This window comes from Kutzneria buriramensis, assembly GCF_003387475.1.
Taxonomy (GTDB): Bacteria; Actinomycetota; Actinomycetes; order Mycobacteriales; family Pseudonocardiaceae; genus Kutzneria; species Kutzneria buriramensis.
Genome location: NZ_QUNO01000012.1, coordinates 313,005 through 328,203, shown reverse-complemented (window position 1 = coordinate 328,203; position 15,199 = coordinate 313,005). Strand labels below are relative to the sequence as shown.

13 protein-coding genes are annotated in these 15,199 nt (G+C 70.4%); 5 read left to right on the top strand and 8 right to left on the bottom strand.

The window, feature by feature from the left end; genetic code table 11:
• Window positions 1–102: 102 nt before the first annotated feature.
• From BCF44_RS33375 to BCF44_RS33345, 7 genes are all read right to left on the bottom strand, one after another.
• Entirely contained in the window at window positions 103–534 is a 432-nt protein-coding gene (locus tag BCF44_RS33375) for a guanyl-specific ribonuclease (protein ID WP_116178395.1), read from the bottom strand.
• Window positions 535–600: 66 nt separating this feature from the next.
• Window positions 601–1,083, bottom strand: a complete 483-nt coding sequence (gene coaD, locus BCF44_RS33370) for a pantetheine-phosphate adenylyltransferase (protein ID WP_116178394.1) — start codon at window positions 1,081–1,083, stop codon at window positions 601–603.
• 30 nt (window positions 1,084–1,113) lie between these two features.
• The gene (rsmD, locus tag BCF44_RS33365) at window positions 1,114–1,671 is read right to left on the bottom strand and encodes a 16S rRNA (guanine(966)-N(2))-methyltransferase RsmD (protein ID WP_116178393.1); all 558 of its coding nucleotides are present in this window, start codon (window positions 1,669–1,671) and stop codon (window positions 1,114–1,116) included.
• Between the two features lie 14 nt (window positions 1,672–1,685).
• Window positions 1,686–3,386, bottom strand: coding sequence for a M16 family metallopeptidase (locus tag BCF44_RS33360; RefSeq protein ID WP_116178392.1), 1,701 nt, complete (start codon window positions 3,384–3,386; stop codon window positions 1,686–1,688).
• A complete protein-coding gene (locus BCF44_RS33355) occupies window positions 3,383–4,318 on the bottom strand; it encodes a hypothetical protein (protein ID WP_116178391.1) in 936 nt (311 codons plus the stop codon). The genes BCF44_RS33360 and BCF44_RS33355 overlap by 4 nt, the downstream gene beginning before the upstream one ends.
• Window positions 4,319–4,384: 66 nt before the next feature.
• Window positions 4,385–5,272, bottom strand: a complete 888-nt coding sequence (locus BCF44_RS33350) for an arginase family protein (RefSeq protein WP_246015871.1) — start codon at window positions 5,270–5,272, stop codon at window positions 4,385–4,387.
• Window positions 5,273–5,430: 158 nt separating this feature from the next.
• Complete coding sequence (locus tag BCF44_RS33345; protein WP_116178390.1) at window positions 5,431–8,808, bottom strand: pyruvate carboxylase; 3,378 nt, start codon at window positions 8,806–8,808, stop codon at window positions 5,431–5,433.
• A 277-nt stretch (window positions 8,809–9,085) separates the two neighbouring features.
• Between BCF44_RS33345 and BCF44_RS33340 the strand changes: the two genes are divergently transcribed.
• The 3 genes from BCF44_RS33340 to BCF44_RS33330 are packed head-to-tail and all read left to right on the top strand — an operon-like array spanning window position 9,086 to window position 12,233.
• Window positions 9,086–9,985 carry a carbohydrate ABC transporter permease gene (locus BCF44_RS33340; RefSeq protein ID WP_246015869.1) on the top strand — a complete coding sequence of 300 codons (900 nt, stop codon included), beginning with the start codon at window positions 9,086–9,088 and terminating at the stop codon, window positions 9,983–9,985.
• Window positions 9,982–10,821 carry a carbohydrate ABC transporter permease gene (locus tag BCF44_RS33335; protein ID WP_116178389.1) on the top strand — a complete coding sequence of 280 codons (840 nt, stop codon included), beginning with the start codon at window positions 9,982–9,984 and terminating at the stop codon, window positions 10,819–10,821. The genes BCF44_RS33340 and BCF44_RS33335 overlap by 4 nt, the downstream gene beginning before the upstream one ends.
• Before the next feature lie 20 nt (window positions 10,822–10,841).
• Window positions 10,842–12,233: an ABC transporter substrate-binding protein gene (locus BCF44_RS33330; RefSeq protein WP_211353320.1), complete on the top strand. Its 1,392-nt coding sequence runs from the start codon at window positions 10,842–10,844 to the stop codon at window positions 12,231–12,233.
• Between the two features lie 119 nt (window positions 12,234–12,352).
• Here the strand turns inward: BCF44_RS33330 and sthA are convergent, their stop codons facing one another.
• On the bottom strand, window positions 12,353–13,756 hold the full coding sequence (gene sthA, locus BCF44_RS33325; protein ID WP_116178388.1) for a Si-specific NAD(P)(+) transhydrogenase: 1,404 nt from the start codon (window positions 13,754–13,756) through the stop codon (window positions 12,353–12,355).
• Between the two features lie 77 nt (window positions 13,757–13,833).
• On the opposite strand from sthA, the gene BCF44_RS33320 reads away from it, so the two are divergent.
• Window positions 13,834–14,631 carry an alpha/beta fold hydrolase gene (locus BCF44_RS33320; protein ID WP_116178387.1) on the top strand — a complete coding sequence of 266 codons (798 nt, stop codon included), beginning with the start codon at window positions 13,834–13,836 and terminating at the stop codon, window positions 14,629–14,631.
• A 1-nt stretch (window position 14,632) separates the two neighbouring features.
• A complete protein-coding gene (locus tag BCF44_RS33315; RefSeq protein ID WP_116178386.1) occupies window positions 14,633–15,187 on the top strand; it encodes a TetR-like C-terminal domain-containing protein in 555 nt (184 codons plus the stop codon).
• The last annotated feature ends 12 nt before the right edge of the window (window positions 15,188–15,199 follow it).

The following is a 15,199-nucleotide window of genomic DNA, read 5'->3' as shown; positions in this document are numbered from 1 at the left end:
TACGGCTGGCAGTCTCCAGTCTGCCGGTTCACCCCGCCGTACGCGGGGAGATTCGCCAGGTGTGTCCGGCGCCCGGTCCGGCGGACCGGGCGCCGGGCGGGCTCAGCGGTTGATGTCGACCAGCGAGAAGGTCGCGTAGTGGTCGCCGGTGTAGAAGTACTCGCCGGCCGAGCCGGTGATCATCCGGCGGGCGCCGCGGTTGGATGCGCCGGGCGTGGGCACCGTGTACTCGTGGTAGTAGCCGGACGCGCACAGCGGCAGGATGTGCTCGTCGTTGCGGAAGACCACCCCGTCGTTGCGCGGGTACGGGAACGGCCCGCCCTGTTTGATCAGCTTGACGGTGGTCGTGGCCTGCGCGGGCAGGCTGGACAGGTTGACCTTCTTGTAGCTGCTCGTGTTGCCGCAGGCCACCTGCGCGGCCGCCGGGTGGGCGGTCGGCGCGGCGGCGCTGACGGTGGCCAGGCCGAGGGCGCCGACCACGGCCAGGGCGAGAGCAAGCAGGGCCTTCACGGCTCGTGACGTGAGGTAGCTCATACCCCGATAACGTACTGCTATCGAGTGATCGCTAGAAGGAGCCAGCCCTAACCAACGGTTGACAGTTCAGGCCCGTTCGGCCAGTCGCCGTATCAGCCGTTCGTGGACGGGCTTGGGCAGCAGGTGGGAGACGTCGCCGTGGTAGGTGGCGACCTCCTTGACCAGCGAGCTGGACAGGTAGCTGTACAGCGGGTTGGTCGGCATGAACAGCGTCTCCACGCCGGACAGCTGGTGGTTCATCTGCGCCATCTGGAGCTCGTAGTCGAAGTCGCTGACCGCGCGCAGGCCCTTCACCATCGCCTTGACGTCGTTGGCCTTGCAGTAGTCGACGAGCAGCCCCTGCCAGGAGTCCACCTTGACGTTCGGCAGGTGCGCGGTGACCTCGCGGATCATGTCCACCCGCTCCTCGACGGTGAACATGGTCTTCTTGTTCTTGTTGACCATGACGGTGACGATGAACTCGTCGAAGACTTCGGCGCCGCGCGTGATGATGTCCAGGTGGCCGTTGGTCACCGGGTCATAGGAGCCGGGAGACATCGCACGCCTCATGGGGCGGACCGTAACAGGGTTGCCGCCGGCTCACCTCGTGGCGACGGTCACTGCCCAGTGCAGGGTGGTTTCGCCGTATTTCTTGCTCCGCGTCGGCTCGACGCCGTCCGGCCAGCTCGGCTCGGCGCCGCGCGAGGACCGCTCCACCACCAGCGTCGCCTCCGGCGCGGCCCAGGCCAGCACCGCATGGAGGACTTCGCTCAGTTCCCGCTCGCCCAGCGCATACGGCGGGTCCACGAACACGACGTCGTAGCGGTCGCCGGGAGTGGTGGCCAGCACGGACTGCACGGTGCCCAGCCGCACGTCCGCGCCGGGCAGGCCGAGGGCCTTGGCATTGCGGCGCAGGATGTCGGCGGCGCGGCGGTCGGACTCCACGAAGGTCGCCTTCACGGCGCCACGCGACAGCGCCTCCAGCCCCAGCGCGCCGGAGCCGGCGTAGAGGTCGAGCACCCGCGCGCCGTTCAGTCCGACCGCCGCCTCCAGCGCGCTGAACAGTGCCTCCCGCACCCGGTCGGAGGTCGGCCGGGTGCCGCTGGGCGGCACCTCCAGCCGTCGTCCCCCGGCCGCGCCGGCCACGATCCTGGTCACGTGCCCATCGTCGCCTACGGCTTGCGGCGCGGCCCGCGCAGGCTCCGCAGGCCGACGACGACCCGGATCAGGAAGTACCCGCCGATCCAGATGAACACCAGCGTCAGCCACCAGAGCCGGGTCGACTCGATGTCCGGGTTGGTCAGCATGTCCACCAGCGAGCCGGCGGCCAGCAGGAGACACAGCACCGCCAGCGCGCCGAACGCCAGCAGGATCATCCGCGACCGGCGGACCACCGGAGTCCGGGGCACGGCCGCCGGGGCGGGCGGCGGCGGCACGGGCCGCTGCGGGATCCGGTCCGGCGAACGGGCCGGCTGCCAGGCCTTGCGCTCGTCGGGCACCAGCTCGTCGATGCCGGCTATGGTGTCGGCCGGCACGTCGTAGACGTTCGGCTCGATGCTGACGCTCACCCCATCAGCGCCGATCAGCCGACGCGCGCCGTCGGGCCAGCACTGCATCAGCACGCACTCGGCGTACAGCACAGTCAGCACGCCGTGCGGCGACACCATGCTGACGCCCTCGTAGCCGAGGATCAGCTTGAAGTCCTTCTTCTGCAGCGACGGGAACTCGCCGCCGGTGGTCGCCTGCTCCGACCACATGGGAGCCTCGGCGAAGCCGGCCCAGTCGGCGCGCTCGCCCCGCGGCACCTGCAACAACATGGTGTCCATCGCCTGCACGGCCACCTCGCGCAGGTCCTCGACGGTCACCGCCGCCAGCTCGGCGCTGAAGTCGGCGAGCGCGCGGCGGGGGCGGCCGTAGAGGATGTCGACCGCCTCGGTGAACAGCATCGCCGCCACCGCCTCCGGCCGCTGGAGGTAGGTCTCCGCCTTGTCCCGCAACGTTTCCAGCTCGTCGGCGTCGACCCGGCCGAGCCGCAGCGCCGTCAGCACGTCGAGCAGCCCGCCGAGCACGGCGTCCTGCTTCTCCGGCAGCGCATCGGCCAACGCCGTGATGGTGGCGAACTCGTCGTCACGCGGCACGTACGCGGCGGCGACGGCGTAGGAGTTGCCGTCCTCCGTGCGCAGGGCCCGGAACAGGGCGCGCTCCAGCACCATGGAGAACAGCGAGGCGCGCGCCGACCGTTCCACGATGGCGCTGAGCATGATCTTGCCGCTGCCCTCGGCGAAGTACGCCGGGGTGCTCGGCAGCGTGGAGGTGATCGCCGGCACCGGATGGGCGGCGCCGGACGGCAGCGTCAGCTCCAGGCCCGCGGGCACGTCGCCGGCGATCCACAGCACGGCGTTCTCCCTGGTGAAACGGGTCGCCGCCCACTCGCGGACGTCGTCGTCGGTGATCAGCTCCAGGCCCCACTCCGGGTAGCCGGCCGCGCCGAAGCCGACCGCCCCGTACCGCCAGACCAGCAGCGGGTCGTGCGGGCGGTTGGCCTGCTCGGTGCGCAGGATCGTCTTCTCCGCGGCCATCCGCTCCAGCGGCAGGTCCCGCAACGAGTCGCAGACGCTGGTCAGGTAGCTGACCACGGCCTGCTCGCTGCCGCTGGTGTAGAAGTGCGTGGTCGTGATGCCGGTGGCCGCGTTGGCGTCGTGCTCGATCAGGCCGTGCCGGTGCAGCGCCAGGTGCTCGACCAGGTGCGTCAGGCCGCGTCGGGACAGCGGCTCGTCCGCGCAGCCGACGCGGAACACCAGGCCGGCGGCGAGCGGACCGTTGCCGGGCGCGATCAGCGTCCGGATGCCGGAGATCTCGGTCTCCTTGATCACTTCGCACCGCCGAGGACCTGGTCGCGCACGGAGGCGAAGCCCACCGCCGGGTCGCCGTGCAGGTTCTGCCACGGGTACTCGCTGGCCACGGTGTCGCCGAGCGCGCGGAAGCAGGCCACGGCGCGCTCGTGGTCTCCCATCTTGCCGAACAGGACGGCGAAGACGCCGTACGCCTGCGGCCAGTGGTAGCCGCCGGCGAAGTCCGGGTGCAGCACCGACTTCTCCGCGGCGGCACGGATCTCCCGCTGCACGGTGACGTGGCGGAGGTAGGTGCCGGCCTCGGCGCCGTCGAGGCCCACGTAGTGCTCGAAGTGGGCCTCGCCGACGACCACCGGGTTCAGCGAGCCGGGTGCCGCGGCGTCCATGCACTCCCGTGCGAACGTGTGCAGTGCGTCCCAGGAGCCGCTCCACTTGGGACACAGCTGCTGCACCATCTGGCTCTGCGCGGAGTAGCTGTGCGGCGCGAACCGGGCCAGCCGGTCGTAACGGCGGCGGACCTCGCCCTGCCCGACCTCCAGCCCACGCCCGGACCGCAGCCGGAACGACCAGGCCACGACGTCGCCCGGATCCCGCGCGGTCAGCTCCATCAGGATCGGCTCGGCCTTGACCAGTTCCGCGCGCATGCCGGCGAACTGCTCCTGGCTGACGTGCTTCGCGCGGTAGCCGGTGCGGATCTCCCAGGCCTTGGAGATCAGCCGGGCGCCGAGCAGCAGCCGGGCCAGCGGCGACGGCGGCAGCTGCTCGAGGAACTCCTCCGCGCCGGTCACGTCCGCGACGACCTTGACCGCGAAGGCGGTCATGTCGACGTCGGACAGGCCGGCGAAGAACAGCTCGATGGCCGTCCAGTCGGCCGCGCGCACGGCGTCACGCAGGCCGACCAGCTCGGGAAAGGCGGCCGCCTGGTCGAACCGGCGGACCGAGGGCGTGGTCACCAGCGAGACAATAGATGAAGAGTCTTCACCTACGGGTGAGTAGTCGTGTGCACTGTGGAATCGCTCTCACGGCCGTGTCGGCACGGACCGGCTCGGCGACGGCTGGACGGGCAGCGTCGTCGAGTGGGCGTGCAGCGCCGCGCCGACCGCGCGCAGGATCGGCACCAACACGCGTAACCGGTCCGGATTGTCCGTGGCGCACTCGGTGATGCCGGCGCCGATGATCGGCCGGATCGCCGCCACCGCCCTGATCGCGTCGACCAACTCGCTGACCAGCAGCCCGCCCGGCACCGGGCACGTCACGTCGGCGAACTCGCTCGGATCCAGCACGTCGAGATCGATGTGCAGATAGAACTGCGGGGCCCGGGAGGCGACGACCGCGTCGACCACCCAGGAGGTGTCGTAGCCGCGTTCGATCGGAACGTGCCGGACCAGCCCGCGGTCGATCATCGCCTGCTCGCCGGGGTCGAGGGCGCGGGCGCCGGCCAGCACCGCCCGGCGGGTCGCCAGCGGCGTGTCCAGCACGAAGTCCCGGTCGCCCTCGCCGAAGGCGTGGCGTAAGGCCATCCCGTGGTACGCGCCCGACGGCGAGGTCGCCGGCGTGTTCAGGTCACCGTGCGCGTCGAACCACAGCACCCCCAGCGCCGGCCCGAAACGCTCGCGGGCGAAGCCCAGCGGCACCGTCTCCACGCCACAGTCGCCGCCGATCGTCAACACCGGCCCCTGCGCGTGATGTAAGGCCTGAGCCTGGAATCCGCGATTGGCGATCAGCACCTCACGGTTGTGGATGCCGCCGACGAGAGTGGAGGTGCCGGCACGCACCGGCACCCGGCGCACGTCGAGACCGAGCACCCGGCCGGCCAGATCGGCGAGGGCCAGGCTGCCCGTCGGCAACCATGGGGACTTGGGGACGACCGCGCCCTGTCGCTGGGCCACGGACTGCAACTCCAGCACGATCACACCTAACCAGCGACGGGAAGCGCGTTGCTAGCCGGCAACACGGGGAACATCTCGTCACTCTACCGGGTGATGCATGACGGCGCCGTAAAGAAAGCGTCCACATTGGACAGACCGGTGCCCCCGGCCGTGAAGGCGCGGGGGCACCGGGTCGTTCAGGCCAGCACGATCAGCAGATCGCCGCCCTCCACCTGCTGCTGCGAGCCGATCGCCAGGCGCTGCACGGTGCCCGCCTTCGGCGCGGTGATCGCCGCCTCCATCTTCATCGCCTCGATCGTCGCCACGGTCTGGCCCGCCTGCACGCTGTCACCCTCGGCGACCGCGACCGTGACCACACCCGCGAACGGCGCAGCGACGTGGTTGCCGTTGCCGCGATCGGCCTTCTCGGCCGCCGGCACGTCGGCGGCGACCGAGCGGTCCCGCACCTGGATCGGCCGCAACTGTCCATTGAGGACGGCCATCACGGTGCGCATGCCGCGCTCGTCGGCCTCGCCGATCGCCTCCAGCGTGATCAGCAGCCGCACGCCGCGGCCGAGATCCACCGAGTACTCCTCGCCCGGCCGCAGGCCGTACAGGAAGTCCTTGCTGCGCAGCACGCTGGTGTCGCCGTAGGCCTCCCGATGGGTGAGGAACTCCCTGGTCGGCGCGGGGAAGAGCAGCCGGTTCAGGGTGGCCCGCCGGTCGCCGGCCAGCCCCTCGGTGTCCTCGGCGGACAGCTCGGCCACGCCCTTGGGGGCGGTCCGGCCGGACAGCGCCTTGGTCCGGAACGGCTCCGGCCAGCCGCCGGGCGGGTCGCCCAGCTCGCCGTGCAGGAAGCCGATCACCGAGTCCGGGATGTCGAACCGGCCCGGGTCGGCCTCGAACTCGGCCGGGTCCACGCCGGCCCCGACCAGGTGCAGCGCCAGGTCGCCGACGACCTTGGACGACGGCGTGACCTTGACCAGCCGGCCCAGCATCCGGTCGGCCGCCGCGTACGTGGCCTCGATGTCCTCGAACCGGTCGCCCAGACCCAGCGCGATCGCCTGCTGGCGCAGGTTGGACAGCTGCCCGCCGGGGATCTCGTGGGTGTACACGCGGCCGGTCGGCGACGGCAGGCCCGCCTCGAACGGCGCGTACACCTTGCGCACGACCTCCCAGTACGGCTCCAGGTCGCAGACCGCCTTGAGGTCCAGGCCGGTGGTGCGGGCCGAGTGGTCGGTGCCGGCCACGATCGCCGACAGCGACGGCTGCGAGGTGGTGCCGGAGATCGACGCCGTCGCGCCGTCGATGGCGTCCACCCCGGCCTGGATCGCCGCCAGGTAGGTGGCCAGCTGCCCGCCCGCGGTGTCGTGCGTGTGCAGGTGGACCGGCAGGTCGAACTCCTTGCGCAGCGCCGTGACCAGCCGCGCGGCGGCCGGCGGGCGCAGCAGCCCGGCCATGTCCTTGATCGCCAGCACGTGCGCGCCGGCGCCGACGATCTGCTCGGCCAGCTTGAGGTAGTAGTCCAGGGTGTAGAGCTGCTCCCCCGGGTCGGACAGGTCGGCGGTGTAGCAGAGCGACACCTCGGCGACCGCCTTGCCGGTCTCCCGCACCGCCTCGATCGCCGGCCGCATCTGCTCGATGTCGTTGAGGGCGTCGAAGATGCGGAAGATGTCGATGCCGGTCTCGGTCGCCTCCTCGACGAACGCCCGGGTCACCGCCTCCGGGTACGGCGTGTAGCCGACGGTGTTGCGGCCGCGCAGCAGCATCTGGAGACAGAGGTTCGGCACGGCCTCACGCAGCGCCGCCAGCCGCTCCCACGGGTCCTCGGCCAGGAACCGCAGCGCCACGTCGTAGGTCGCGCCGCCCCAGCACTCCAGCGACAGCAGCTGCGGCGTCATCCGCGCCACGTGCGGCGCGACCTGCACGAGGTCCTTCGTACGTACTCGGGTCGCCAGCAGCGACTGGTGGGCGTCACGGAAGGTCGTGTCGGTGACCAGCACGCCCGGCTCGTTGCGCAGCCAGGCGGCGAAGCCCTCCGGCCCCAGCTCGGTGAGCCGCTGCTTGGAACCGGCGGGCGGCTCGGTCGACAGGTCCAGCTTCGGCAGCTTCGTCCACGGGTCGATCACCGCCGGCCGCGGGCCGTTCGGCTTGTTCACCGTGACGTCGGCGAGGTAGGTCAGCAGCTTCGTGCCGCGGTCGGCGGACTGCCGCGCGGTCAGCAGCTGCGGCCGCTCCTCGATGAACGCCGTGGTCACGCGGCCGGCGCGGAAGTCCGGGTCGTCCAGCACGGCCTGGAGGAACGGGATGTTGGTGGAGACGCCGCGGATCCGGAACTCGGCGACCGCGCGTCGGGCCCGGGCCACCGCCGCCTCGAACGAGCGGCCGCGACACGTCAGCTTCACCAGCATCGAGTCGAAGTGCGCGCCGACCGTGCTGCCGGCGCCGATCGCGCCGCCGTCCAGGCGGATGCCGGAGCCGCCGGGCGAGCGGTAGGCGCTGATCACGCCGGTGTCCGGGCGGAAGCCGTTCACCGGGTCCTCGGTGGTGATCCGGCACTGGAGCGCGTTGCCGCGCAGGTAGATCACGTCCTGGCTCAGGCCCAGGTCGGCCAGCGTCTCGCCGGAGGCGATGCGCAGCTGCGACTGCACCAGGTCGACGTCGGTGACCTCCTCGGTCACCGTGTGCTCGACCTGGATGCGGGGGTTCATCTCGATGAACACGTGGTTGCCGCGCTGGTCGAGGAGAAATTCGACGGTGCCGGCGTTGCGGTAGCCGATCTGGCGGGCGAAGGCCACCGCGTCGGCGCAGATCCGGTCCCGGACCTCCGGGTCCAGGTTCGGCGCGGGAGCCAGCTCGATCACCTTCTGGTGGCGCCGCTGCACCGAGCAGTCGCGCTCGTAGAGGTGGATCACGTTGCCGGCGCCGTCGGCGAGGATCTGCACCTCGATGTGCCGGGGCTGCACGACCGCCTGCTCCAGGAACACGGTCGGGTCGCCGAAGGCCGACTCGGCCTCGCGCATCGCCGCCTCGATCGACTCGCGCAGCGCGGCCGGCTCCTGGACCCGGCGCATGCCGCGCCCGCCGCCGCCGGCGACCGCCTTGACGAAGATCGGGAAGCCGACCTCGTCGGCCGCGGCGAGCAGCGCGTCCACGTCGCTCGACGGTTCCGAGGACTTCAGCGTGGGCAGGCCGGCCGCCTTGGCCGCGGCGATGGCGCGGGCCTTGTTGCCGGTCAGCTCCAGCACCTCGGTCGGCGGGCCGACGAAGGTGATGCCGGCGGCGGCGCAGGCCGAGGCCAGCTCCGGGTTCTCGGAGAGGAAGCCGTAGCCGGGGTAGATCGCGTCCGCGCCGGCCTTGCGGGCCGCCGCCACGATCTCGTCGACCGACAGGTACGCCCGCACCGGGTGGCCCGGCTCGCCGATCTCGTACGCCTCGTCCGCCTTGAGGCGGTGCAACGAATTGCGATCCTCGTGGGGGAACACCGCGACCGTGCCCGCGCCCAACTCGTAGGCGGCGCGGAACGCGCGGATGGCGATCTCGCCGCGGTTGGCGACGAGCACCTTGCTGAACATCAGGCGTTCCTCCCGTTTTCCTGGGGATCCGTCCAGGTCGGCACGTTACCGTTGCCATCCATTCATGTGGGAGAACCATCCCGGGTGATGGGAGTAATACCGAGCACTTCGAGGGTCCGAAGGTGAGCGCGGTCACGTTTGTTCACCTAGCCTGCGGGGAATGTCCCGTGACGACCTGTCGACCGAGCGTGACGTCAGCGCCATGTCGACCGTCAGTAACACGACGTTCACCGAACGTCCCCCGGATGGCCCAGTGACCCTCACAGACTCCGGGTCCGTGTCACCCTCAGTCATCAGCCGCTGGAACCCACGGGAGCTGCTGCTCACCATGCTGTTCCTGGCCCCGGCGGTCGCCGGGCTCGGCGCCTTCGTGATCTTCCCGCTGTTCCAGGCGGTCTACCTGGCCACCATGGGCAGCGACATCCTCGGCAACCCGACCCGGTTCGTCGGCCTCCAGCACTTCGCGGAGCTGCTCACCCCCGACTTCGGCGCGGTGCTGCTGCGCACCGCCGGCTTCACGCTGATCGTGGTCGTCGCCGGTGTGGTGCTGCCGATGGCGCTGGCCGTGCCGCTGAGCCAGCGGCTGCCCGGCATGCGGGTGTTCCGCACGCTGTTCACGCTGCCGTTCGCGTACTCCGCCTCGGCGGCGTCGGTGGTCTGGCTGCTCATGCTCAACCCGGCCATGTCCCCGGTGAACTGGCTCCTCCAGCTGGCCGGCGTGAGCGCTCCCGGCTGGACCACCGACTCCGGCTGGGCGCTGGTCACCGTGGCCGGCGTGACGGTGTGGATGGTGTCCGGCTTCAACCTGCTCGTGCTCGCGGCGGGTCTGGCCGGTCTGGACGAGCAGGTGCTGGAGGCGGCCCGCATCGACGGCGCCACCGGCGTCCGCAACTTCACCAGCATCGTGCTGCCGATGATCTCGCCGAGCCTGTTCTTCGTGATCGTCACGACCACGCTGACCGCGCTGCAGAGCCTGGGCCAGCCGCAGGTGATGACCGACGGCGGCCCCAACGGCGCGACCAGCACGCTGGTCTACTCGATCTTCAACCAGGCGTTCCACAACAACAACAGCAACTACGGCCTGGCCAGCGCCCAGGGCCTGGTGCTGCTGATCGTCGGCGTGCTGCTGGCCGCCGTGCAGTTCGGCGTCATCGAGAGGCGGGTGCACTACCGGTGAGTCGACTCAACCGTCCCGGGCCGGCGACCAGCGCGTTCACGTACATCTGGCTGGTGGTGGCGGCCGTCGTGCTGCTGTTCCCGGTGCTGCTGACCGCCCTGGGCGGCTTCCTGCCGTCCATCGACCTGCTGCGCCAGCCGCCCAACCTGCTCGGCCACTACACCGTGGCCAGCTACGTCGGCGCGTTGCAGCAGACCGTCGTGCCGCTGCTGCCGGCCTTCGGCAACTCGCTGTTCGTCGGCCTGGTGATCATGATCGCCCACCTGGTCACGTCCTGCCTGGCCGCGTACGCGCTGGTGTTCCTGCGCACGCCGCTGCGGACCCCGCTGTTCTGGCTGTTCCTGGCCACGATCATGGTCCCGTACGAGGCGATCGTCGTGCCCAACGCGCTGTTCGTGCGCAGCCTCGGCATCGGCGACAGCCGGTTCGCGCTGGTACTGCCGTTCCTGGCCAACGGGTTCGGCGTGTTCCTGCTGCGCCAGGCGTTCCGGCAGTTCCCGAGCGAGCTGCGCGACGCCGCCACCATCGACGGCTGCGGCCACTTCCGGTTCCTGTTCACGATCCTGCTGCCCGGCTGCCGGCCGGCCATCGCCGCGCTGGCGGTCTGGTCGTTCCTCCAGGGCTGGAACATGTACTTCTGGCCGCTGATCATCTCGTCCACCAACAACTCGCTGAACACCCTGCAGACCGCGGTGTTCGCCCTGCGCAGCAACGACAGCGCCGATCCGGGCCTGTTGCTGGCCGGCATCACGATCACGCTGCTGCCGACCCTGCTGCTCGTGCTGTTCGGCCAGCGCTGGCTGGTCCGCGGCTTCACGGCCGGTGCCGTGAAGTGACCTACCGAGGGAGACAACTAGTGCGTACCAAGTTGGGGCTGCTGGCCTGTGCGGTCGCCGCAGCCACCGCCGTCACCGCGTGCAGCTCGGCCGCCAGCTCCGGCACGTCCCCGTCCGCGGGCGACGGGCTGTCCGCGCCGGCCGCCGGCGCGCTGGACGGCAAGGGCGAAACCGACATCACGTTCTGGCACGCGATGACCGGCACCAACGGCGAGACGCTGAAGAAGCTCACCGACCAGTTCAACGCGGCCAACCAGGGCAAGATCAAGGTGACGCTGGCGTTCAAGAACAACTACGACGACACGCTGTCGGCGTACAAGAACGCGTTGAAGGGCGGCGAGCTGCCCGACCTGCTCCAGGTGTACGACATCGGCACCCAGTTCATGATCGACTCCAAGGCCACGGTGCCGGCCCAGTCGTTCATCGACGTCGACAAGTACGACGTGTCCGACATCCAGCCCAACATCGCCGGCTACTACTCGATCGGCGGCAAGCTGTACTCGATGCCGTTCAACACGTCGATGCCGCTGCTGTACATCAACAAGGACGCCTTCACGAAGGCCGGCCTGGACCCGAACAAGCCGCCGACCACGCTGGACGAGATCAAGGCCGACGCCCAGAAGCTGACCGTCAAGGACGCCAGCGGCAACACCACGCAGTACGGCTTCGGCGCGTCGCTGTACGGCTGGTTCCTGGAGCAGTGGACCGCCGTGGCCGGCGCCCAGTACTGCAACCCCGACAACGGCCGCAACGGCCGCGCCACCGAGGCCAACTTCGCGTCCGACAACAACGTGAAGCTGCTGAACTGGTGGAAGGACATGGTCGGCTCGGGGCTGGCGCTGAAGCTGGACTCCGACACCAAGAACGGCGACTCCGCGTTCGTCGCCGGCAAGGACGCCATCACGCTGGAGTCCACCGGCTCGCTCGGCGACTTCACCAAGGCGGGCTTCCAGGTCGGCACCGGCTTCTACCCGAAGATCAACGCCTCCGACGCCGCCGGCCCGATCATCGGCGGCGCGTCGCTGTGGATCGTCGGCAAGGGCAAGGACGACGCCCACAAGCGGGCCGCGTGGGAGTTCGTGAAGTTCCTGGAGACCAAGGACTCGCAGGCCACCTGGCACACCTCCACCGGCTACTTCCCGGTCAGCAAGGGCGCGCTGGACACCGCCGTGGACAAGCAGTGGGTGGCGAACAAGCCGCAGTTCCAGACCGCGATCACCCAGCTGCAGAGCACCAAGGTGACGACGGCGACGCAGGGCTGCCTGTTCGGGGTGATGCCGCAGGTGCGCAAGGCGGCGGAGAGCGCCATGCAGGCGGCGGTGTTGCAGGGCAAGGACGCCAAGCAGGCCCTCACCGACGCCGCTGCCTCCCTCACCCAACCCATCAAGGACTACAACGACTCCGTGAAGTAACCACCCCCGCGAGTTCGCCCAGAAATCAGGCCCAGCCAGGCACACCGAATGTAGGTCTCAGGCACATGTGCCTGAGACCTACATTCATGGTGTCCGAGAGCGCGACTCGCCGGGGTTCGTCAGCTGCTCAGGCGCTCGATCTGGCGGATCTTGTTCATCGCGTCCAGGGCCGCGACCTTGTACGACTCGGCCAGCGTCGGGTAGTTGAACACCGCGTCCACCAGGTAGTCGACGGTGCCGCCGCAGCCCATCACCGCCTGGCCGATGTGGATCAGCTCGGTGGCGCCGGTGCCGAACACGTGCACACCCAGCAGCGACCGGTCCTCCGGCGACACCAGCAGCTTGAGCACGCCGTAGGAGTCGCCGATGATCTGACCCCGGGCCAGCTCCCGGTACCGGGACACGCCGACCTCGAACGGGACGCGCTCGTTGGTGAGCTGGTCCTCGGTCCGTCCGATGAAGCTGATCTCCGGAATGGTGTAGATGCCGATCGGCTGGAGCGTGGACATCGCCTGCACGGGCTCGCCGCACGCGTGGTAGGCCGCCAGCCGGCCCTGCTCCATCGAGGTCGCCGCCAGCGCCGGGAAGCCGATCACGTCGCCGACCGCGTAGATGTGCGGCACCGAGGTGCGGAAGTGCTCGTCCACCTCGATCCGGCCGCGCTTGTCGGCGGCCAGCCCGGCCTTGTCCAGCTGCAACGTGCCGGTCATGCCCTGCCGGCCGGCGGAGTACATGACCACCTCGGCCGGGATCTTCTTGCCGCTCTCCAGCACGGCGATCGCGCCGCGCTCGTGCCGCTCGACCGCGGCCACCGTCTCGCGGAACCGGAACGTGACGGCCAGGTCCCGCAGGTGGTACTTGAGCGCCTCGACGACCTCGCCGTCGCAGAACTCCAGCATCCGCTCCCGCGACTCGACCACCGTGACCTTGGTGCCCAGGGCGGCGAACATGGACGCGTACTCGATGCCGATCACGCCGGCGCCGACCACGATCATCGACTGCGGCACCCGTTCGAGCGCCAGGATGCCGTCCGAGTCGATGATCGTCTTTCCGTCGAAGTCCACAGTGGCCGGTCGCGCCGGCGTGGTGCCGGTGGCGATCACGATGTTCTCCGCGGTCACCGTCATCTCGCGGCCGGTGCCGTCGACCACCTCGACGGTGTGGTCGTCCACGAAGTGCCCCATGCCGGGCAGCATCGCCACGTGGTTGCGGGTGAGCTGGCTGCGGATCACCTCGACCTCGCGGCCGATCACGTGGTTGGTGCGGGCCAGCAGGTCGGAGACGGTGATGTCCTCCTTGACCTGGTAGCTCGCGCCGTACATCTCGCGCTGGTTGAGTCCGGTCAGGTAGAGAACCGCCTCCCGCAGTGTCTTGGACGGGATCGTGCCGGTCTGGATGCACACCCCGCCCACCATGTCCCGCCGCTCCACGACGGCGGCCTTCCTGCCCAGCTTGGCCGTCGCGATGGCGGCCTTCTGTCCGCCGGGGCCGGACCCCAGCACCAGCACATCGAAGTCGCGCACGCGGCCAGTCTGCCCCTTGACAGCAGAAGCTAACGCCATTAGCTTTTTAGCTACACCAGTTAGCTAGGGAGGTCACGATGAACACCCAGTACCTCGACGTGAACGGCGGGCGGATCGCGTACGACGAGCAGGGTCCGGCGGACGGCGAACTCGTCCTCTGCCTGCACGGATTGGGCGACACCCGGCGGACGCACCGGTTGCTCGTGCCGCTGCTCACCGCCGCCGGCTACCGGGTCGTCACCACCGACATGCGCGGCTGCGGCGAGTCGTCGGCCGAGTTCGCCGACTACACCCCGGAGGCCGTCGGCGCCGACGCGCTGGCCCTGCTGCGCCACCTGGGGCGGCCGGCGATCCTGATCGGACACTCCTACACCGGCGCGTCGGTCGTCTGGCTGGCTTCGGAGGCTCCGGAGCTGGTCCGCGGCGTCGTGCTGCTCGACTCGTTCGTGCGGGACGCGAAGATGAACCCCGTCATGAGCCTGGCCGCCAAGCTCGTCGCCCGCAGCGCCACGCTGTGGACCATGTACTACAAGACGCTGTACCCGGTGCGGAAGCCGGCCGACTTCGACGCCTACGTCGCCGCGCTGAAGGCGTCGCTGCGCCAGCCCGGGCACCTCGCCGCCCTGACCGCCATGATGTCCGGCTCGCGCGCCGACACCGCCGCCCGGCTGCCCGAGGTGACGTGCCCGGCGCTGGTTGTCATGGGCACCAAGGACTCCGACTTCCCCGACCCGGCCGCCGAGGCGCGGTGGATCGCCGACGGTCTCGGTGGCCCGGCCAGGGTTGAGATGATCGACGGCGCCGGCCACTACCCGATGGCCGACACCCCGGACGCCACCGCCGCCGTCATCACCGCTTTCCTCAAGGAGGTCTGACATGCCCCGGGTCGGCCTGTCCCCCGACGCCGTCGTCGACGCCGCCGTCGCCGTGATCGACGCCGACGGCCCCGACGCCCTGAGCCTCGCCGCCGTCGCCAGCCGCACCGGCGTCGCCACCCCGTCGCTGTACAAGCACGTGTCCAGCCTGGAGGCGCTGCGCGTGCTGGTGCAGCTGCGGGTGCTCACCGAGCTGGGGGACGCGCTGGCCGAGGCCGTGCTGGGCCGTAGCAAGGACGACGCGTTGCGGGCACTCATGGCCGCCTACCGCGGCTACGCCGTTGCCCACCCCCACCGCTACGCCGCCCTCCCCCAGCAGCCCCGCCCCGAGCCGGCCCTCGCCTCCGCCGGCAACCGGGCCGTCGAGGTGATCCTGGCCGTGCTGCGCGGCTACGGGCTGGAGGGCTCCGCCGCCATCCACGCCACCCGCTGCATCCGCGCCGCCCTGCACGGCTTCGCCGCGCTGGAGATCTCCGGCGGCTTTCAACTGGCCGAGGACCTCGACGAGAGCCACCGACTCCTGGTGGACCTCGTCGTGGCCGGCATCCGTCGCTGAACTCCTTGCCAG

Bases quoted from the DNA above. Each gene is read 5' to 3' on its own strand.
- BCF44_RS33375 (WP_116178395.1), bottom strand. From the start codon at position 534: ATGAGCTACCTCACGTCACGAGCCGTGAAGGCCCTGCTTGCTCTCGCC.
- coaD (WP_116178394.1), bottom strand. From the start codon at position 1,083: ATGAGGCGTGCGATGTCTCCCGGCTCCTATGACCCGGTGACCAACGGC.
- BCF44_RS33345 (WP_116178390.1), bottom strand. From the start codon at position 8,808: ATGTTCAGCAAGGTGCTCGTCGCCAACCGCGGCGAGATCGCCATCCGC.
- BCF44_RS33320 (WP_116178387.1), top strand. From the start codon at position 13,834: ATGAACACCCAGTACCTCGACGTGAACGGCGGGCGGATCGCGTACGAC.
- BCF44_RS33315 (WP_116178386.1), top strand. From the start codon at position 14,633: ATGCCCCGGGTCGGCCTGTCCCCCGACGCCGTCGTCGACGCCGCCGTC.